Genomic DNA, 15820 nt, shown 5'->3' with positions numbered 1-15820 from the left:
GACTTTGTCCGCCCGCGCCGACTAGGGACAGAAACCGTCTGAATTGCTGTGGCAGTTCATCGTTCGTTGGCTTCGATCATGATCGGTGAAGAACTACAGTTAGAGCATGGCTCGGAATTGGCCGATGATCGAGCGCGAGACCGAGTTCGAGGCGATCCGCGCAGCGCTCAGTGGTACCGACTATGTCGGCACGGTGCTCACCGGCGACGCCGGGGTGGGCAAGACGACGCTGGCGAGACAGGCGACGGCCGCCATCGGCGGCAATATTCGATGGGTGGCGGGCACCGAATCGGCGCGGAGCATCCCGCTGGGCGTCTTCGCGCACATGGTCGGGGTCTATACAGCCCGTGATCCGGTGACGTTCATGTCCGCGGCGCGGGAAGCGCTGCTCGCGGACGGGCACACGATCATCGGCGTCGACGACGCACACCTGCTCGACCAACTGTCGGCCACGCTGCTGCTGCAGCTTGCCATCGATAAGGCCGCTTATATCGTGGCGACGGTCCGCAGCGGGGTGCCGGTTCCCGACGCGGTCACCTCGCTGTGGAAAGACGGCCATCTGCTGCGCATCGACCTGAGCCCGTTCACCCAGCGCCAGAGCGTCGACCTGGTCGAGTCCATGCTCGGTGGGCAGTTGGAGGGCTTCACCGCCAACCTCATGTGGGAGTCCTCCGGTGGAAATGCCCTGTTTCTCAGGCATTTGGTGGAGGGCGCGATCGAGGCGGGCACGCTGCGTCAGGTCAACGGCGTGTGGCAGCTGCGCGGCCGAGCCGCGGTCACCTCGGAATTGGCCGCGCTGCTGGAGGATCGGGTCGAGCAACTGCCGGAGCCGGTGCTGCGGGTGCTCGAGTTGCTCACCTTCTGTGAGCCGATCGACCTCGACGTGCTTGCCGAGCTGGCCGGTGAGGAAGCCGTCGAGGCTGCCGAAAACCGTGGTGTGATCAGGGTTGTCGCGAACTCGCACCGACTGATCGTGCGCTACAACCACCCGCTGTTCGGTGAGGTGATCCGGCGCAGGCTCGGCATCGCCTCGGCCCGCAGGCTGCGTGGACGGCTGTACTCCTCGCTCAAGGAGCGGCGCATCAATTCCGCCGCCGACCGCATCCGGCTGGCCGAATTGGCCTTGGACAGCGATAAATCCGCCGACCTCGAGCTGTTCGAGGCCGCGGCGGCAGATGCGATCGGGCTGGCGAACCTGCCGCTCGGTGAGCGTTTCGCCAGGGCGGCGGTGGAACGCCAGGGCGGTGTCGAGGCGGCGGATCTGCTCGCGCGGGCGCTGCTCTGGCAGGGTCACCGCATCGAGGCCGAACGTACCCTCGCCACGTTCGATCCCGATCAGCTGAACGAAGTGCAGCTGGCGCGTTGGGGCAGCACTCGGGTCTCGAATCTGTTGTGGGCCGTTGGTGATGCCGATCGCGCCGACGAGGTGCTCGCGTCGATCCGGGCCAGGGCGAAGCATCCGAAAATCGTGGCTACGCTCACCGGACTCGCCTCGGCGTGCGCGGTCAATGAGAACCGGCTCGACGATGCGTTCACCGATGCCGAATCCGTGATGTCGGCCGCAGGATCGCCGCCGTGGGCGGTGTGGTGGGCGTCGTTCGGCGGTGGACTTGCCCTGGCACTGATGGGCAAAGGTGAGGCCGCCCGGCAGTACGCGACACGCGGGCACCAGGTGGAATCCCACATCGATGGGCTCAACCGGTTCATTTCGACACACGCCGAGGTGCTCGCGCTGACCTTGACCGGCGACCTGGAAGCAGCGCGGCGTTGCGCCGCGGCATATTTCGGCTATTCCGCGCCGGGCCAGTATCTGGCGTGGGGCATGTCGAAGATTCTGCAGGGCACCGTCGACGTGGCCAAAGGTCAATTCCTCGACGGCATCGAGCATCTCGAACAGGCGGTGGCTGCCCTCTCGATGGAGGGCGCGGCGGCCTGGATGATCCCCGCGAGAATCCGCTTGGCGGAGGCATATTCGGCGCTCGGTCGCACCACCGAGGCGGCCGAGACCATTGCGGAGGTCACCGCGCGCAGTGGCAGACACAGCGCGGTGTACGACCCGCAGCTGGAGATCGCCAAGGCCTGCATGGCCGCCGCCGAAGGCACTGTCACCCCGGCCATCCGATCGGCGATGGGCGCGGCCGACGCCGCCGCCCGGTCGCATCAGCACGCCATCGAGGCGATGGCGCTGCACGTGGCTGCCAGGTTCGGCGATCATTCGGTCGCGGGCAGACTCGCCGATCTGGCAGCCAAAATCGACGGCAGGCTGGTGCAGGCACAGGCCAAGCACGCGGTCGCGCTCGCCGCCCACGACGGGCCGGGGCTCGATGCGGCGTCGGCCGAATTCGAGCAGATCGGCGCGCTGCTCTCGGCCGCGGACGCTGCCGCCCAAGCCGCTTCCGCGCACGAACGTGGCGGCGATCGCCGCCGTCTGCTGGAGTCCGCCGCGGCGGCAAACCGACTGTCCGCCGCCTGCGGTGGGGCGAGCACCCCGGCGCTGCGTCAGGCTGCCCAGCCGCTGCCACTCACCTCTCGGGAACGCGAAATCGCGAATCTCGTTGCGGCGGGCCTGTCCAACCGGCAAATCGCCGACCGCCTCACCGTCTCGGTGCGCACCGTCGAAGGCCATCTCTATCGCGCCTGCATCAAAATGGATGTCACCGACCGGGAGTCGCTGGGCGCGCTGATGCGAGGCGACTCGGGCTCCGGATGACGCGGCATACTCCACCGACCGGCGATGGTCGCTTTCGCGGAACGGAGGAGGCGGTCACTTCATTAGCGTCGAGCCGGTTTCGTCCGGTCTGACGACATCCGGGCTACGGCTATGGTGCGTGCGCACGTGCAGAGGCTGTACTGCCTGACCCGAATCCTGGTCGGCGCCATCCTCGGTGGACCTGCGGCGCCGGTTTCGGCGCGACCATCCACCCTCGCCATCACGCCGCTGCTACTCCGGCGCGACCAGCCGTTGTAGTAGATCGCGCAGGGTTTCCTGTTCGACTGTCGTCAGCGGCGACAGCGGTGAGTCGGTATGCAGGCCGACCAGTACCTCGGCGCGGCGGTCGTGACCGGTCTTGGTGAGCACAATCTGTTTCGCCCTGCGGTCGGTCGGGTGCGGGTGCCGTTCGATCAGGCCCTGCTGTTCGAGTCGATCGAGGACGAATGTCGCGTTGGACGGTTCGCAGAAGATGCGGGCCGCGAGTTCTCGTGCGGTGATCGGTTCGGAGAGCTCACGCAGCATGACGACCTGAGTCGGCGTCAGGCCGAGTTCGTCGGCAACGCGACGCGCGTTGGTGTCGAGCTGGTGCGCGAACTGGTGCACCAGCCTGCACATATCCCGGTCGATCTTGCTGTCCGCGGACGTGTCCGGCCGTCTTGCCATGGCTCGAGTCTAGCGCTGATGATTCGAACTGTGATAGTTCTAATTCAAATCATTACAGTTAGAACTATCGTGGAGGACGTGGATGCCACTTTCGCTGCTTTCGCTCATGCTCGTCGTCTTCAGCCTCACCACAGGCGAATTCGTGATCGCGGGCATTCTCCCGGACGTCGCCGCCGATCTGTCGGTGTCCGTTTCCGCGGCCGGTCTGCTGGTCGCCGCCTATGCCGTCGGCATGATCGTCGGCGGGCCGGTCATCACCATTGCGACCGCGCGACTGGCTCGTAAACCGCTGATCATCGGTCTCGTCGCGGTGGCAGTACTGGCGAATCTCGGGTCGGCGGTCGCTCCGAACTACGCGATGCTGCTGATCACGCGAGGCGCCGCGGGACTCGTCGTGGCTACATTTTTCGCCGTCGCGATCGCGACCGCCGTGTCGACCGCACCGCCGGATCGACAGTCCGCCGCGGTGGCGAAAGTGGCACTCGGCATGAATCTGGGCATCATTCTCGGCACCCCGATCGGTACACTCATCGGCCAAAGCTTCGGCTGGCGAGCAACATTCGCGACGGTGGGGGTCTTCGCGGCCGGCGCAGTGCTGATGGTGCTGCGGTTCGTTCCGGTGCCGCCGGTGCACGCGACCGGGCCGGTGCTGCCGGAACTGCGGGTCTTCGCCAACCGTGATGTCCAGATGGCGATCGCGCTGACGGCCGTCGGCAATGTCGGGCTGGTCATGGTCTTCAGCTACATCGCGCCTTTGCTCACCGACGTCGCCGGATTCGCCGACGGCGCGGTGCCCATCCTGCTGCTGGTGTACGGCGTCGGCGCGGTCATCGGAAACTTTCTCGGTGGCTGGATGGCGGACAAATCCCTGCTGCCCTCGGTGGCCGGGTTGCTCGGCTGCCTTGCCGCCGCGCTGACGGTGATGTGGGCGGTCGGCACGGATGCGACGTCGGTGGCCGCATCGACCTTCGTGATCGGCGTGTTCGGATTCGCGATCATTCCCGGGATGCAGACTCGGGTGATGGCAACCGCCAGTGCCGCACCGACATTGGCCATTGCGGTGAACGCCTCCGGATTTCAGCTGGCCGCCGCGTTCGCGGGGTGGCTCGGCGGGCAGGTCGGCGACAGTGCCTTGGGCCTGCGGTCGATCTATCTCGTCGGCGCGCTGCTGACCTTCGCGGGGTTGGTGATCGCGGTGTACATGGTGCACCGCGATCGCCGACCGGTGCCGGCCGTCTGATCGCAACAGGCCTGCGGCGGTTGGATCGTCGCCGCAGGCCGCGCCGATCAAGCGTCGGATCCGGCCCGGGTGAGGAATTCGGCGGCGGCGGGGGCCAGGATCTCGATCGACGGGTTATGGCTGAGTTTCGCGAGCTCCTTGTGCTCGGCATCGGGCAGCACGGCGGCAATGGCCTTGGCGCCCTTGCGGAGCAGCGGGATGCTCTTGGTACCGGAGATCACCTGCGTCGGCACGGTGACATGTGACCAGTCCTCGGTGCGCAGGGCCTCGCCGCGCATGAACGGTTCCACCACCGCCCAGTCGTGCGCAATCGAGTACGCGGTGGCCAGCAGGCCCTTCCAGTACGGGGTGAATCGCATGACCGCCACCATGGCGCGCGGCATACCCATGGCCTTGTTCATATAGAACCGCACAGTCTCCGCGCGGCGATCCGCGGCAATCAGCGCATGCAGTTCGGTGGTCAAATCTGCGGGCGGTACGTGGTTTTCACGATCGACGACGAACGGTGGCTCGAACGCGACGATGCGCGAGATGCCAGGCACCCGGCCGGATTCCGCGGCTCGCAGCGCGAGCATGGCACCCGATGACCAGCCGAACAGGGCGGCCGACCCGCCGACCGCCTCGATCAGCGCGGCGATATCGTCGATTTCGTTATCGACGTTGTACTCGCCCGGCGTATCGGTGCTGTCGCCACGGCCTCGGCGGTCGTAGTTGACGACCGTCAAACCATACTGCTTGGCGAGGGTCTCGGAAATCTCGACCATCTTGGGGAACTTGCGGAAGCTGAATGCGCCCCCGATCAGAATCACTGTGCCGGCGTCGCCTCCGACGTGCCGGTCGAATGCGATGACGGTGCCGTCGGCCGAGGTGACAGTCTCCATGGTCGTTCTTCTCCTGATAGCGCGTGCGTTGCTTCAAGAGATAAGACGGCGCGGGCCGGACGAACTAATCGGTGCGATTCAAAACAGTGTCGGCTCGCCGAAGCCGGGGGTGCGTTCGATCTCCAGGAGATGCTGTTTGGTGGTGATGCCGCCCGGGGCCGAGAAACCGGTCAGGGCGTTGTCGGCGGCCAGTACCCGGTGGCACGGGATAATGAGGGGAATCGGGTTGCGGCCCAACGCTTGTCCGACGGCCTGGGCCGCGCCGGGAGCATTGATGCGGTCGGCGACCTGCCCATAGGTGAGCGTGTGGCCCGGGTCGATGGCTCGGGCCACCTCGTACACGGCGCGGTGGAAGCTGGGAATCGTGCTGGTGTCCAAGGGAATCCAGCGCAGGTCGTCGAGGCTGCCGTCGAGGTGGGCGCGGATGCCTGCGATCGCTTCGGCGATCGGACCGGTCGGCGTCTGCTCGGGAATTTCGGTGCTGTCGGCACTGCCGCTGCGGCGGCGGGTGATCCGTGCCCGGGTGGCCGCGGGGCTGGACTCGGGCAGCTGGAAGCGAATGACGGCGCCCTCGTTCCAGGCGATCGCGCAGATCCCGATCGCGGTGTCGAAGAGCGCCGCCCCGGTGGACGCGCGAGCGGATTCACTCATACCGTCAGTGTGCCTCCCGCAGCCGACAGATTTTTACGGACAAGTCCAGTTTTGCATAACTGGACTGGTTTGCGTGTGGCGATCGGTCCGGATTCCGCGCGCTGCGCGGCGACGGCCGGTCGCGCCGCGCTCCCCAGGTCGGGATCCGGCATGTCGCTGCGTCCGTAGATCGCGGCGAGATCCGAGTATCGGCGCTGGTCTTCGTAGTACGACGAAGGCCAGTCGGTCAGTGGGCCCGGTGCGCGGAACCGGTCGATCCGGAAGATCTCCTCCGACCGCTTCGGCGCGTAGTGGTAGATGAGGTATGTGCAGAATCCGAGGACGAGCACCGTCACGATTGCGGTCATAACGGACAGCTTGCGCCGACTGGCCTTGCCAAGAAATATCCACTTGGTTGATACTGGACTTTATGTCGACAAGAGTGATCGGTGCTGCCAGCTTGGCTCGGGACCTGGGGCAGTGGCGCAGTGCAGACGAGGGCGGGGAATCCGGTGAGTCCCGCAGGTCCGCGCGCCCGGCCTACCTGGCCCTTGCCGAGGGCATCCGGCTGCTCATCCACGACGGCAGGGCCCCACTCGGCGTCGCCCTGCCCAGCGAACGCGACCTCGCCGCCACCATCGGCGTCAGCCGCACGACCATCACCTCCACCTACGCGTTGTTGCGCGAGCACGGTTACCTGATCAGTCGGCAGGGCTCCCGCAGCACCGTGGCCCTGCCGCCCGCCATCCAGCACGACGGCGCCAAGCCTGCGCGCAGCATTCTCGCGCTGATGGCGCAGCCGGAATTGCCGACCATCGACATGACCTACGCCGCCATGGCCGCGCCGCTGGAAATGCAGGACGCGTATTCGACAGCGCTGCAGGGCCTTCCGCCCTACCTCATGACACACGGCATGGACCCGGTCGGCGTGCTCGCGCTGCGCGAGGCGGTGGCACGTCGCTACACCGAGCGTGGCCTGCCCACCGGAGCGGACCAGATCCTGATCACCCTCGGCGCCCAGCACGGCTTGCGGCTGCTGCTCAATGTGCTCACCGCTCCGGCGGCGCGGGTGTTGATCGACCACCCCACCTATCCGAACGCCATCGAGGCGATCCGCGATGTCGGCGCCCGCCCGGTGCCGGTGCCCCTGCGTCCCGAGACCCCGGGTTCGGGCTGGGATCTCGATGGAATCCGCAGTGCCGCACGGCAAACCGCGGCAACGCTGGCCTACCTGGTGCCCGACTTCAACAACCCGACCGGCCTGCTGCTGGACGCCGAGGGCCGCGCGGAACTGGCTGCCATCGCCCGCGACACCCGCATGACCGTGGTGATCGACGAGTCCATGATGGACCTGCACCTGACCGATGCCACCCCGCCACCGCCCGTCGCCGCCTTCGCCAAGGGCACCGAGATCGTCACCATCGGCTCGGCCTCGAAGTCCTTCTGGGGCGGCCTGCGCGTCGGCTGGATCCGCACCAACCAGGCGCTCATCACCAAGCTGCTCGGCATCCGCTCCACCGTCGACCTCGGCACCCCCGTGATGGACCAGCTGGCCACCACCTACCTGCTGGAGCATGCCGAGGCCATCCTCGACCGCCGCCGTGGTCAACTGCTCTCGCAGCGTGCCGCTCTGCTGACGGCGGTCACCGAAGAACTACCCGATTGGCGCGTCACCACCGGTGCCGGTGGTATGTCCGTCTGGGCTCAACTTCCGGCCCCGGTCTCCACGGCCCTCGCGGCCACCGCCCCCAACCACGGCGTATTGCTCGCCGCCGGACCGAGATTCGGCGTACAGGGCGCTTTCGAACGTTTCCTGCGCCTGCCGTTCACCCATCCGGAACCCGAACTCCGACTCGCGGTCAAGTCGATTGCCGCCGCTTATCAAGCGCTGACCCCGCGCGCGGCCGACCCGCTCCAGCCGCTGACCTGCTACTGAGACCTGTTCGGCCCGAAGGGTTTCGGGATGCACGGCCATGCGCTGGGCGCGTACCAGGTGCACACATGCGCGGCGATCACCGGCACCCGATCGGCCGGGATCCGCCCGGGCGCGGGCCGTGTCGGGTCGTCGTCCGACAGGGCCCACGCGGTGGTGCGGGGTCACGCGGTGACGGCGAGCGCCTCCGCGGCCACGATCATGTGGCGGCGGCGGGTCGGGAGCATATTCGTCGGGTGGGTGATGCTCCATGCTGCGGACTTGCAGACGAACTCCTTGATGCGGGCGGCCGTCTTGCCGGTGCTAGCGGAGGGCTTGGGTTGGTCGTCGGGGGTGACGAATTGGATGATGGCGTCGTGGCGGCCGAGGCTGATGCACTGGACGGCATAGCCGATGGTCTTCTGGGGGACCTTGCGGCCGGTCAGGCGGGCGGCGATGGCGTCGGCGGCATGGTGGGCCATGGGGACGCCAGACGCGCAGGACATGCGGAGCGGTTTGTTGCCCGCGCCCTGTGCCAGTGCGGCGTCGCCGACGGCGTACACGTCGGGATGCGAGACCGAGCGCATGGTGGCGTCGACGACGATACGGCCCGTCTCATCTACCTCGAGGCTGGTGGCCGCGGCGATGGGGTGGACCGCGAAACCGGCCGTCCACACCGTCGCCTGGGCAGGGATCACGCTGCCGTCGCCGGTGACCGCACCCTCGGCTCGGACGCGCGTGATGTCAGCGTGCTCGTGCACAGCGATGTCGAGGCGGTTGAAGGTACTGCGCAGGTGCTGCTGGGCCTTTGTGCTGAGCCAGTCACCGAAACCGTTGCGGGCCGCGATCGATACGCGCAAATCGGGGCGGGACTCGGCGATCTCGGTGGCCACTTCGATGCCGGTGAGGCCCCCTCCGACAACCAACACGGTGCCGCTCGCGTCGAGCTCTTGCAGCCGTTCATGCAGCCGCAGCGCGGACGGCTTGCCCGCGATGGCGTACGCATGCTCGGAGACGCCGGGGACGCCATTGTCGGCCGAGGTGCTGCCGAGGGCGTAAACGAGTGTGTCGTAAGCGATCTCGTCGACGCCCTGGTCGTCGATGAGCGCGACTGTCTTGCGGTCGGCGTCGACGGCGGTGACCCGCGCGATTCGCACCTGTACGCCGGTACCCGCGTAGACGTCGATCAGCCTGCGGCGCTCCAGTTTCTGTCCGGCCGCGAGCTGGTGCGAGCGGACCCGCTCCACGAAATCGGGATCAGCGTTGACGACAACGATCTCGGTGTCGTCGGGGTGCAGTCGCCGAGCCAGGCGCCCAGCGGCATTGGCTCCGGCGTACCCGGCTCCGAGAACGACAATGCGGTGCTTCATGGCTTGCTCCTATCGGGTTGGACTCACCTCCTGAACCGGACAGCCCCGCAAACCCTGACAGCTATGGACTGTGAGGTGAATCACCACCCCACGGTGAAGGGTCGCTGAGGTCCGGCGGCCCTCCACTGGCGCGTGATGTGTTCCAGCTTGTCGGGGTTGAGCTGGATGTGGATATTCGCGACGCCCTCGGCGGTCGTATCGAAGCCGAAGACGCCGTACACCCGCCCGTCGACCTCGACCAGTGCGGCCGGAGCGCCATTGACCTCGACGAGATAGAGCGACGGCACGCCGCCGACCAGATCGCGCTTGGCCTTGGTTCCACGGAACACCTCGCGCAGGTAGCGCACGATGCCGAGTGCACCGAGGACGGGCGTCTTGCGGGCGGGCACCTTGCCGCCGCCGTCGGCGATGCTGACCGCATCGTCGGTGAGCAACCGGATCAGTGGCTCGGTATCGCCGCTGAGGGCCGCGGCGAGAAATTCCTCGACGATCCGGCGCGCGGCTTCCGCATCGACCGTGGTCCGGGAGCGCTCGGTGCTGACATGCTGTCTGGCCCGCCGGTAGATCTGCTGGCAATTGACCTCGGTGAGGTCGAGGATCTCCGCGACCTCGCGATGCGAGTAGCCGAATGCCTCACGCAGCACGTACACCACCCGTTCATTGGGCGTGAGCCGCTCCATGACCGCGAGCATCGCCATGGAGACCGACTCGCGCTGCTCGACGGTGTCGGCCGGACCGAGCATCCGGTCACCGGCCAGTACCGGCTCCGGAAGCCATTGCCCCACATAGGTTTCCCGTCGCGCCCGCGCCGAGGTGAGCTGATTGAGGCAGATATTGGTCAGCACCTTCGTCAGCCACGCCTCGGGTGTCTCGATGTGCTCCCGGTCCACGGCATGCCACCGCAGGAACGCATCCTGCACCGCGTCCTCGGCATCGCTCGCCGACCCCAGCAGCCGGTAGGCAATCGCCTCCAAACGGCCCCGGTAACTCTCGAACAGATCGGCCTCGCGTGTACTGAGCGACATCTGCCCATCGTCGTCCACCTGCACGTGCCGCGTCCACCTTCAGTGCTCGGCCAGCCGCGCTATCACCACCGGCGGCGCAGGTACGACCCTGTCCGGCCCGAACCCCAGCCGCGGCAAGGTGCACAAAGCAATCGCCGAACCCGACCGGTCCGCCGGACCCTGCACCCGCCCTGGATCAACAACCGCCAGATCCGCCGGAGCCAGGGTGAAAACCGGATCAGCTCGTCGCGGCTGATCTCCGGGGCCCCGCAGGCGCTCCAACTCCTCGTCCGCGAACACCCGCGTCGCCACGAACTGCACCCTCCAGCACACCGACCAACATCATCGGCGGCCAACCCGAGCACCAACCGCACCCTGAACGTGAAAACTTCCCTCTAACAGGCACTTCCCAACCCATAGTCACCGCGAAACAGTCCTGTAAAACTTTGTGTCACAGTGAATTCGGGCATTTCGGGGGAACCTGTCACCACCTGTGCCATCCCATGAGGTTGGTGTCACCGTCCGAGGTCAGCTGACAGTCGTTGTCGCGCACCGTATTCCAGCTACCATCGTTGCCTTGCGAGGCGCTCAGGGGAGATACCCGACCAGCGCGCCGCTGATACGACGCGCCCCGACGCATGGTTCTTCGGGCGCATCGGGCTGTAGATTCCGCGTGACGAATGCGACGAGGCCGCCCGGCACCGTAATGCCGATGTAGCAGCCGATTTTATTCGTGTCCTGGGCAGCACGATATTGGTGGGCCGCTCGGTCGCCGACCGACAGTGCATTGAAATCCACATAGCGGCCGCTCTGCATCAAGTCCTGGACCGTATTCCGGGTCGACACGATCGTCATTTCGGACTTGCCCATGAGGGACTGCCAACGGCAGCTCTTATCGCCTGAGCTGTCGGATCCGGTGAGCGCCGCCTTGCTGTCGACGCGCAATCCCTGCTTGGTGATATCGGCGTCGGATATCCCACAGGGGTCCCAGAGCGCGGCGGGCGCCACTGTCGCGGACTGCTGGGCGGGCGCTGGTGCGTCCGTTGTGTTCGCACCTCCGGTGTTCGAGTCCTCGCCCCCCGCGGATGTGGTCGCACCCCCAGCGGATGTGGTCGCGGCCGCAATGGTTGTCGTCGCCGCCTGCGAGTTGCCCGGGGTCGGCTGGCTGGTGCTGGAACTGCCGTCGCATCCCGCGAGTAGCACTGCAGCGCCGACGGCCACCACCATGGCACCCATCGACTTCCCTCTATCGGACATTCGCGAAACCCCTTCATCATCAAGTATTTTCGGGGAGCGACACACCTTCCCTATTGCCCGACTCTGCGGTTGGCACCGACGGCTCAGCAAACTTCTGGATGCCCCGATAGTGGGAGGCTTAGCCGGAGGATGTGCCGCGAGGTCAGGAACCCGATCCCAGCCTGCGCGCCGGACCCGAGGCGAACCCCGTTCCGGATCGGCGGCGTTGCGGACTCGCCGCCGCTTCTCGCGTCGCGGTTACATCGCTGGTATCGGCCATCACCCAACCGATCAGCCGGGACCCGATCCTCACACTAGTGTCCAACTGGCCGGATACGTGCGTCGGTCGATTACCGCCCGCGTCCGACGCCGCTGAGGAGGGTGTCTATGACGCGGCTCGCGAGCGTGTCCGGGTCTGTCGTCGTGTCCAATTCGGTTGCGCCGTGCACGGTTTCGGTGATCAGTGCCAGATAGACGCGGCGCACCCAGGTGAGGTCGGCGTCGGGTGCGATGACGCCTTCGGTTTGCGCCCGGGCAAACGCCGCATCGCATTTCGCGAAGACGTCTGCCTGGATCCGGGCGACTTCGGGGTCGCTCACGTCGATGCGATCGAGGGCGTACGCAGCTCCGTATTTGATCTGGATGACATTGGCCGTCGCCTGGTGTAGCGCGACGAGCGGCGGTGCGGTCTGCGGGCGGGCCGCATCGACCGCCGCGTCCATTCGCCGCCACGCGGTGATCGCCATGGTGCGCACCAGATCCTCGCGGTTGGCGAAGCGGCGGTGCACGGTGGTCCGCGCGACGCCCGCGACTTCCGCGATCTGTTCCAGCGTCGCGTTCGGGTTGTCGCTCAGTACCCGCTCGGCCGCGTCGAGGATGGCGCGCACGGTGCGTTCGGCGTCGGCGCGCAAGGGGCGTGCGGATGTGGACGGCATGGGCTCCTCTTCGCTGCTATCTGCTGGACATAGTACATGCGGTATTCAGTTCCAGATTTAGATGCGACATCGATGTTGCATGTTTTGGAAATACAGCTACTGTTGTGTTGCATCCGATCGAAGGAGTTAGACATGACCCGCTCTGGAAAAACCGCCCTCGTCACCGGCGCCTCCTCCGGCATCGGCGCCGAGTTCGCCGCCGCCCTCGCCGCCCGCGGCCACGACCTCGTCTTGGTCGCCCGCTCACTGGACCGCCTGGAATCCCTTGCCGCCCAACTGCGCGACCGCCACGGCGTCCGAGTCGAGGTCATCGGCCAGGACCTCGCCGAGCCCGACGCCGCCGCTCGCATCGCGAACGAGCTTGCCGCCCGCCGGCTTTCGATCGACACCCTCGTCAACAACGCGGGCTTCGGCAGCGCGGGCCGTTTCGAGGAACTCGCCGCCGATCGCGAACACGACCAGCTGATGGTCAACGTCGTAGCGCTGGCCGGCCTCACCCGCCGTCTGCTGCCGGGCATGCTCGAACGCGGTAGCGGCGAAATCGTCAACGTCGCCTCGACCGCCGCCTTCCAACCCGCGCCCTACTTCGCCACCTACGCCTCGGGCAAGGCCTTCGTTCTCAACTTCAGCTTGTCGCTGTGGAGCGAATACCGCGACCGCGGCATCAAGGTCCTCGCTGTCTGCCCCGGCCCGACGGAGACCGAGTTCTTCGACGTGGTCGGCACTCGAAAAGCCGCCATCGGTGCACCGTTCGGCAGCGCTGAGGGGGTGGTGGGTTCCGCGTTGCGCGCGCTCGAGCGCAACAAGGGCTACGTCGTCCCCGGTGCCGGGAACTTCGCCTCGGCCCACCTGATGCCCCGCCGCCCACGCACTTTCGTGGCGCGAATCGCAAAACTGGTCACCCGTGGAGTGGCCGATGCCGCCGGCCCGGCCGGCGCCGCGGCTGCATAGGGCCCGAAGCATTCCCGCCCCGAACCGCGTCCAGCCCTAGAGTGCAAGGGCGCTCGCGAGGGGAGGTTTCGCCCGTGGTTGCCGCAGTCGAGCGGTGTGGCCGAATCGGGGTCGACGAAAGCGATCGCGTCGCCGAGCCGGATGGAAGGCCGGGAAGGGGCGCGCTCGGTCGCCCGGAACCGAACACCCGACGACGCCCTGCAGGGTGCCCGCCGAGGTGCGGCATGTGCCGAGAAACCGCCCCGTCACCTCTCGTTCGACGGAATCCTTGCGTGCGGCTGGGCCGCTCTGGGTCGTCGACTGGACTGATGGGCGGCAGGTGGGTGGGAGGTGAACCGTCACCGGGACGGGTGGGGCAGTATCGACGGGTATGGGCTCCACCACGGGACCGCGTGTCCCCGAGAACGTCGATGACTTTCGTGCGCTCGCGAACGTGCGGCTGAGCGAGTTTCCGCACATCGAAGTTCCGGATACCCCAGGCATCCGTCGGGCTGCCGTGTTGTTGTGCGTGGTGGAGCAAGCCGGCGGACGACCATCGGTGATCGTCATCAAGCGGGCCTACCGAGGCCGCAATGCCGGGCAGTGGGGGCTGCCCGGCGGCCGACTGGACGACGGCGAAACCGCCGAGCAGGCCGCATTGCGAGAGCTGCACGAGGAACTCGGCCTGACCGCGACTCCCGCCGACCTGCTCGGCAGGCTCGACGATTTCCCCGCCGCTTCGGGATTCGTGATCACCCCGTTCGTGGCGGCCCTCGCCGATACGACCGATCTGACGCCGAGCCCAGCCGAGATCCATTCCGTCCATCCGGTGGATCTCGCTCGACTGGCCGCCGACGACACACCGCGATGGGTCCACCCTCGGGAGGCCGTGCGGCAGTCCGCACTCCGTGACAACACGCCGGCACCTGTCACCGAAGGCCGAGGCCTGCTGCAGATGCGACTCGGCAGTGACATGACGATCCACGCCCCTACCGGCGCGATGCTCTGGCAGTTCCGCGAGATCGTCCTGCTCGGCCGGGACCCGTCCGAAGCTCGAATAGCCGACTTCGTTCAGCCCGACTGGACACGCAGGTAGCTGCCGAGTGCCAACGTGCCGTTCGCGTAGTGCGGTGAATGCCTAGTCGGCCCAGACGGATTCGAACGGGGTCGCCTCCGTCGGTGGCGGGGTGGGGGTGGCGCTGGGGGTGCGGGAGAAGCGCGGGGCGGGTGCGTGCTGGACGACGCCGTCGAGCTCGATCAGGCCGGTGCGGGCGACGATGTGCGGGTTCTGCTCGGCCTCGGTGAAGGTGAGGACGGGGGTGGTGCAGGCATCGGTGCCGTCGAAGATCTCCGCCCACTCGTCGCGGGTCTTGGTCTTGAACTTCTCGGTGAACAGCTTCTTCAGCTGGTCCTGACCATTGGGGTCGATCTGCATCGGCAGGCCCTCGGGATCGATCTCGAGGCCCTTCAGCAGCTCGGCGTAGAACTGCGGCTCGATCGCGCCGACAGCCATGTACTTGCCGTCGGAGGTCTCATAGGTGTCGTAGAAGGCCATGCCGGTGTCGAGCAGGTTGGTGCCGCGCTCGTCGGACCACAGGCCCATGCCGCGCATGCCCCAGATCATGTGCGAAAGGGCAAGGGCCCCATCGATCATCGCCGCGTCGATCACCTGGCCCTTGCCGGAGCTCTGCCGCTCCACCAGCGCGGCGAGGATGCCGAACACCAGGAACATCGAGCCGCCGCCGAAGTCGCCGACCATGTTCAGCGGCGGCACCGGACGCTCACCCTTGCGGCCGATCGCGTTCAGCACACCGGTCAGCGAGATGTAGTTGATGTCGTGGCCCGCGCGGTCGGCGAGCGGGCCGTCTTGTCCCCATCCGGTCATCCGGCCGTAGACAAGGCGGGGGTTGCGCGCCAGCGCGGCATCCGGCCCGAGGCCCATACGCTCGGTGACACCGGGGCGGAAGCCCTCGATCAGCACATCGGCCTTCTCGACGAGTCCGAGGACCTTCTCGATATCGGCCGGATCCTTCAGATTTGCCTCGACAATGGTGCGCCCACGCCACTGCGGCCGTTCCATGAAGCCGGGGAGCAGGTTGGGTCGCTGCACCCGCACCACGTCTGCGCCGAGATCGGCCAGCAGCAGTGCCGCATGCGGACCCGGACCGATACCGGCCAGCTCGATGACCTTGATGCCCGCGAGCGGGCCCTGCTTGGTGGCGGTGGTTGGTGTGCTCACGCCCTACCTCGGTTCGTCGTTGATCCAGTGCACCGGCGACGCGGTGCGTCCGCCCCGGGAGCGGCCC

The 15820-nt window shown here is 67.0% G+C and carries 15 protein-coding genes; 5 read left to right on the top strand and 10 right to left on the bottom strand.

What is annotated here, in order from left to right:
• Positions 1–106: 106 nt before the first annotated feature.
• The gene (locus ACLMAL_RS19515; RefSeq protein WP_412000376.1) at positions 107–2710 is read left to right on the top strand and encodes a LuxR C-terminal-related transcriptional regulator; all 2604 of its coding nucleotides are present in this window, start codon (positions 107–109) and stop codon (positions 2708–2710) included.
• Between the two features lie 231 nt (positions 2711–2941).
• Here ACLMAL_RS19515 and ACLMAL_RS19510 read toward each other — a convergent pair whose 3' ends face one another.
• Complete coding sequence (locus ACLMAL_RS19510) at positions 2942–3376, bottom strand: MarR family winged helix-turn-helix transcriptional regulator (protein WP_412000375.1); 435 nt, start codon at positions 3374–3376, stop codon at positions 2942–2944.
• A gap of 82 nt (positions 3377–3458) precedes the next feature.
• Here ACLMAL_RS19510 and ACLMAL_RS19505 point away from each other — a divergent pair, with 82 nt between their 5' ends.
• Entirely contained in the window at positions 3459–4616 is a 1158-nt protein-coding gene (locus tag ACLMAL_RS19505; RefSeq protein ID WP_412000374.1) for an MFS transporter, read from the top strand.
• A gap of 47 nt (positions 4617–4663) precedes the next feature.
• Here the strand turns inward: ACLMAL_RS19505 and ACLMAL_RS19500 are convergent, their stop codons facing one another.
• From ACLMAL_RS19500 to ACLMAL_RS19490, 3 genes are all read right to left on the bottom strand, one after another.
• Positions 4664–5497 carry an alpha/beta fold hydrolase gene (locus ACLMAL_RS19500; protein ID WP_412000373.1) on the bottom strand — a complete coding sequence of 278 codons (834 nt, stop codon included), beginning with the start codon at positions 5495–5497 and terminating at the stop codon, positions 4664–4666.
• A gap of 78 nt (positions 5498–5575) precedes the next feature.
• Positions 5576–6148: a methylated-DNA--[protein]-cysteine S-methyltransferase gene (locus ACLMAL_RS19495; protein WP_412000372.1), complete on the bottom strand. Its 573-nt coding sequence runs from the start codon at positions 6146–6148 to the stop codon at positions 5576–5578.
• Entirely contained in the window at positions 6145–6495 is a 351-nt protein-coding gene (locus tag ACLMAL_RS19490) for a hypothetical protein (protein ID WP_412000371.1), read from the bottom strand. Before ACLMAL_RS19490 ends, ACLMAL_RS19495 begins: the two co-directional genes overlap by 4 nt.
• A 62-nt stretch (positions 6496–6557) precedes the next feature.
• Between ACLMAL_RS19490 and ACLMAL_RS19485 the strand changes: the two genes are divergently transcribed.
• Positions 6558–8063, top strand: coding sequence for a PLP-dependent aminotransferase family protein (locus tag ACLMAL_RS19485; protein WP_412000370.1), 1506 nt, complete (start codon positions 6558–6560; stop codon positions 8061–8063).
• A gap of 161 nt (positions 8064–8224) precedes the next feature.
• Here ACLMAL_RS19485 and ACLMAL_RS19480 read toward each other — a convergent pair whose 3' ends face one another.
• From ACLMAL_RS19480 to ACLMAL_RS19460, 5 genes are all read right to left on the bottom strand, one after another.
• Positions 8225–9409, bottom strand: coding sequence for an NAD(P)/FAD-dependent oxidoreductase (locus tag ACLMAL_RS19480; RefSeq protein WP_412000369.1), 1185 nt, complete (start codon positions 9407–9409; stop codon positions 8225–8227).
• Between the two features lie 80 nt (positions 9410–9489).
• Entirely contained in the window at positions 9490–10434 is a 945-nt protein-coding gene (locus ACLMAL_RS19475; RefSeq protein ID WP_412000368.1) for an RNA polymerase sigma-70 factor, read from the bottom strand.
• Positions 10435–10473: 39 nt separating this feature from the next.
• On the bottom strand, positions 10474–10725 hold the full coding sequence (locus ACLMAL_RS19470; protein WP_412000367.1) for a DUF4158 domain-containing protein: 252 nt from the start codon (positions 10723–10725) through the stop codon (positions 10474–10476).
• A gap of 276 nt (positions 10726–11001) precedes the next feature.
• Positions 11002–11670: a DUF3558 family protein gene (locus tag ACLMAL_RS19465; protein ID WP_412000366.1), complete on the bottom strand. Its 669-nt coding sequence runs from the start codon at positions 11668–11670 to the stop codon at positions 11002–11004.
• 329 nt (positions 11671–11999) lie between these two features.
• The gene (locus tag ACLMAL_RS19460; protein ID WP_412000365.1) at positions 12000–12584 is read right to left on the bottom strand and encodes a TetR/AcrR family transcriptional regulator; all 585 of its coding nucleotides are present in this window, start codon (positions 12582–12584) and stop codon (positions 12000–12002) included.
• Between the two features lie 132 nt (positions 12585–12716).
• Between ACLMAL_RS19460 and ACLMAL_RS19455 the strand changes: the two genes are divergently transcribed.
• Positions 12717–13535 (top strand): SDR family NAD(P)-dependent oxidoreductase, encoded by an 819-nt coding sequence (locus tag ACLMAL_RS19455; RefSeq protein ID WP_412000364.1) that lies wholly within the window; start codon positions 12717–12719, stop codon positions 13533–13535.
• Positions 13536–13905: 370 nt separating this feature from the next.
• Positions 13906–14610 (top strand): NUDIX hydrolase, encoded by a 705-nt coding sequence (locus ACLMAL_RS19450; protein ID WP_412000363.1) that lies wholly within the window; start codon positions 13906–13908, stop codon positions 14608–14610.
• A 42-nt stretch (positions 14611–14652) separates the two neighbouring features.
• Here ACLMAL_RS19450 and ACLMAL_RS19445 read toward each other — a convergent pair whose 3' ends face one another.
• Positions 14653–15753: a CaiB/BaiF CoA transferase family protein gene (locus tag ACLMAL_RS19445; RefSeq protein ID WP_412000362.1), complete on the bottom strand. Its 1101-nt coding sequence runs from the start codon at positions 15751–15753 to the stop codon at positions 14653–14655.
• Between the last annotated feature and the right edge of the window lie 67 nt (positions 15754–15820).

This window comes from Nocardia sp. CWNU-33, assembly GCF_046764895.1.
GTDB lineage: Bacteria > Actinomycetota > Actinomycetes > Mycobacteriales > Mycobacteriaceae > Nocardia.
Note: the sequence above shows the minus strand (reverse complement) of the source record. Positions and strands in the feature narration are given on the sequence as shown.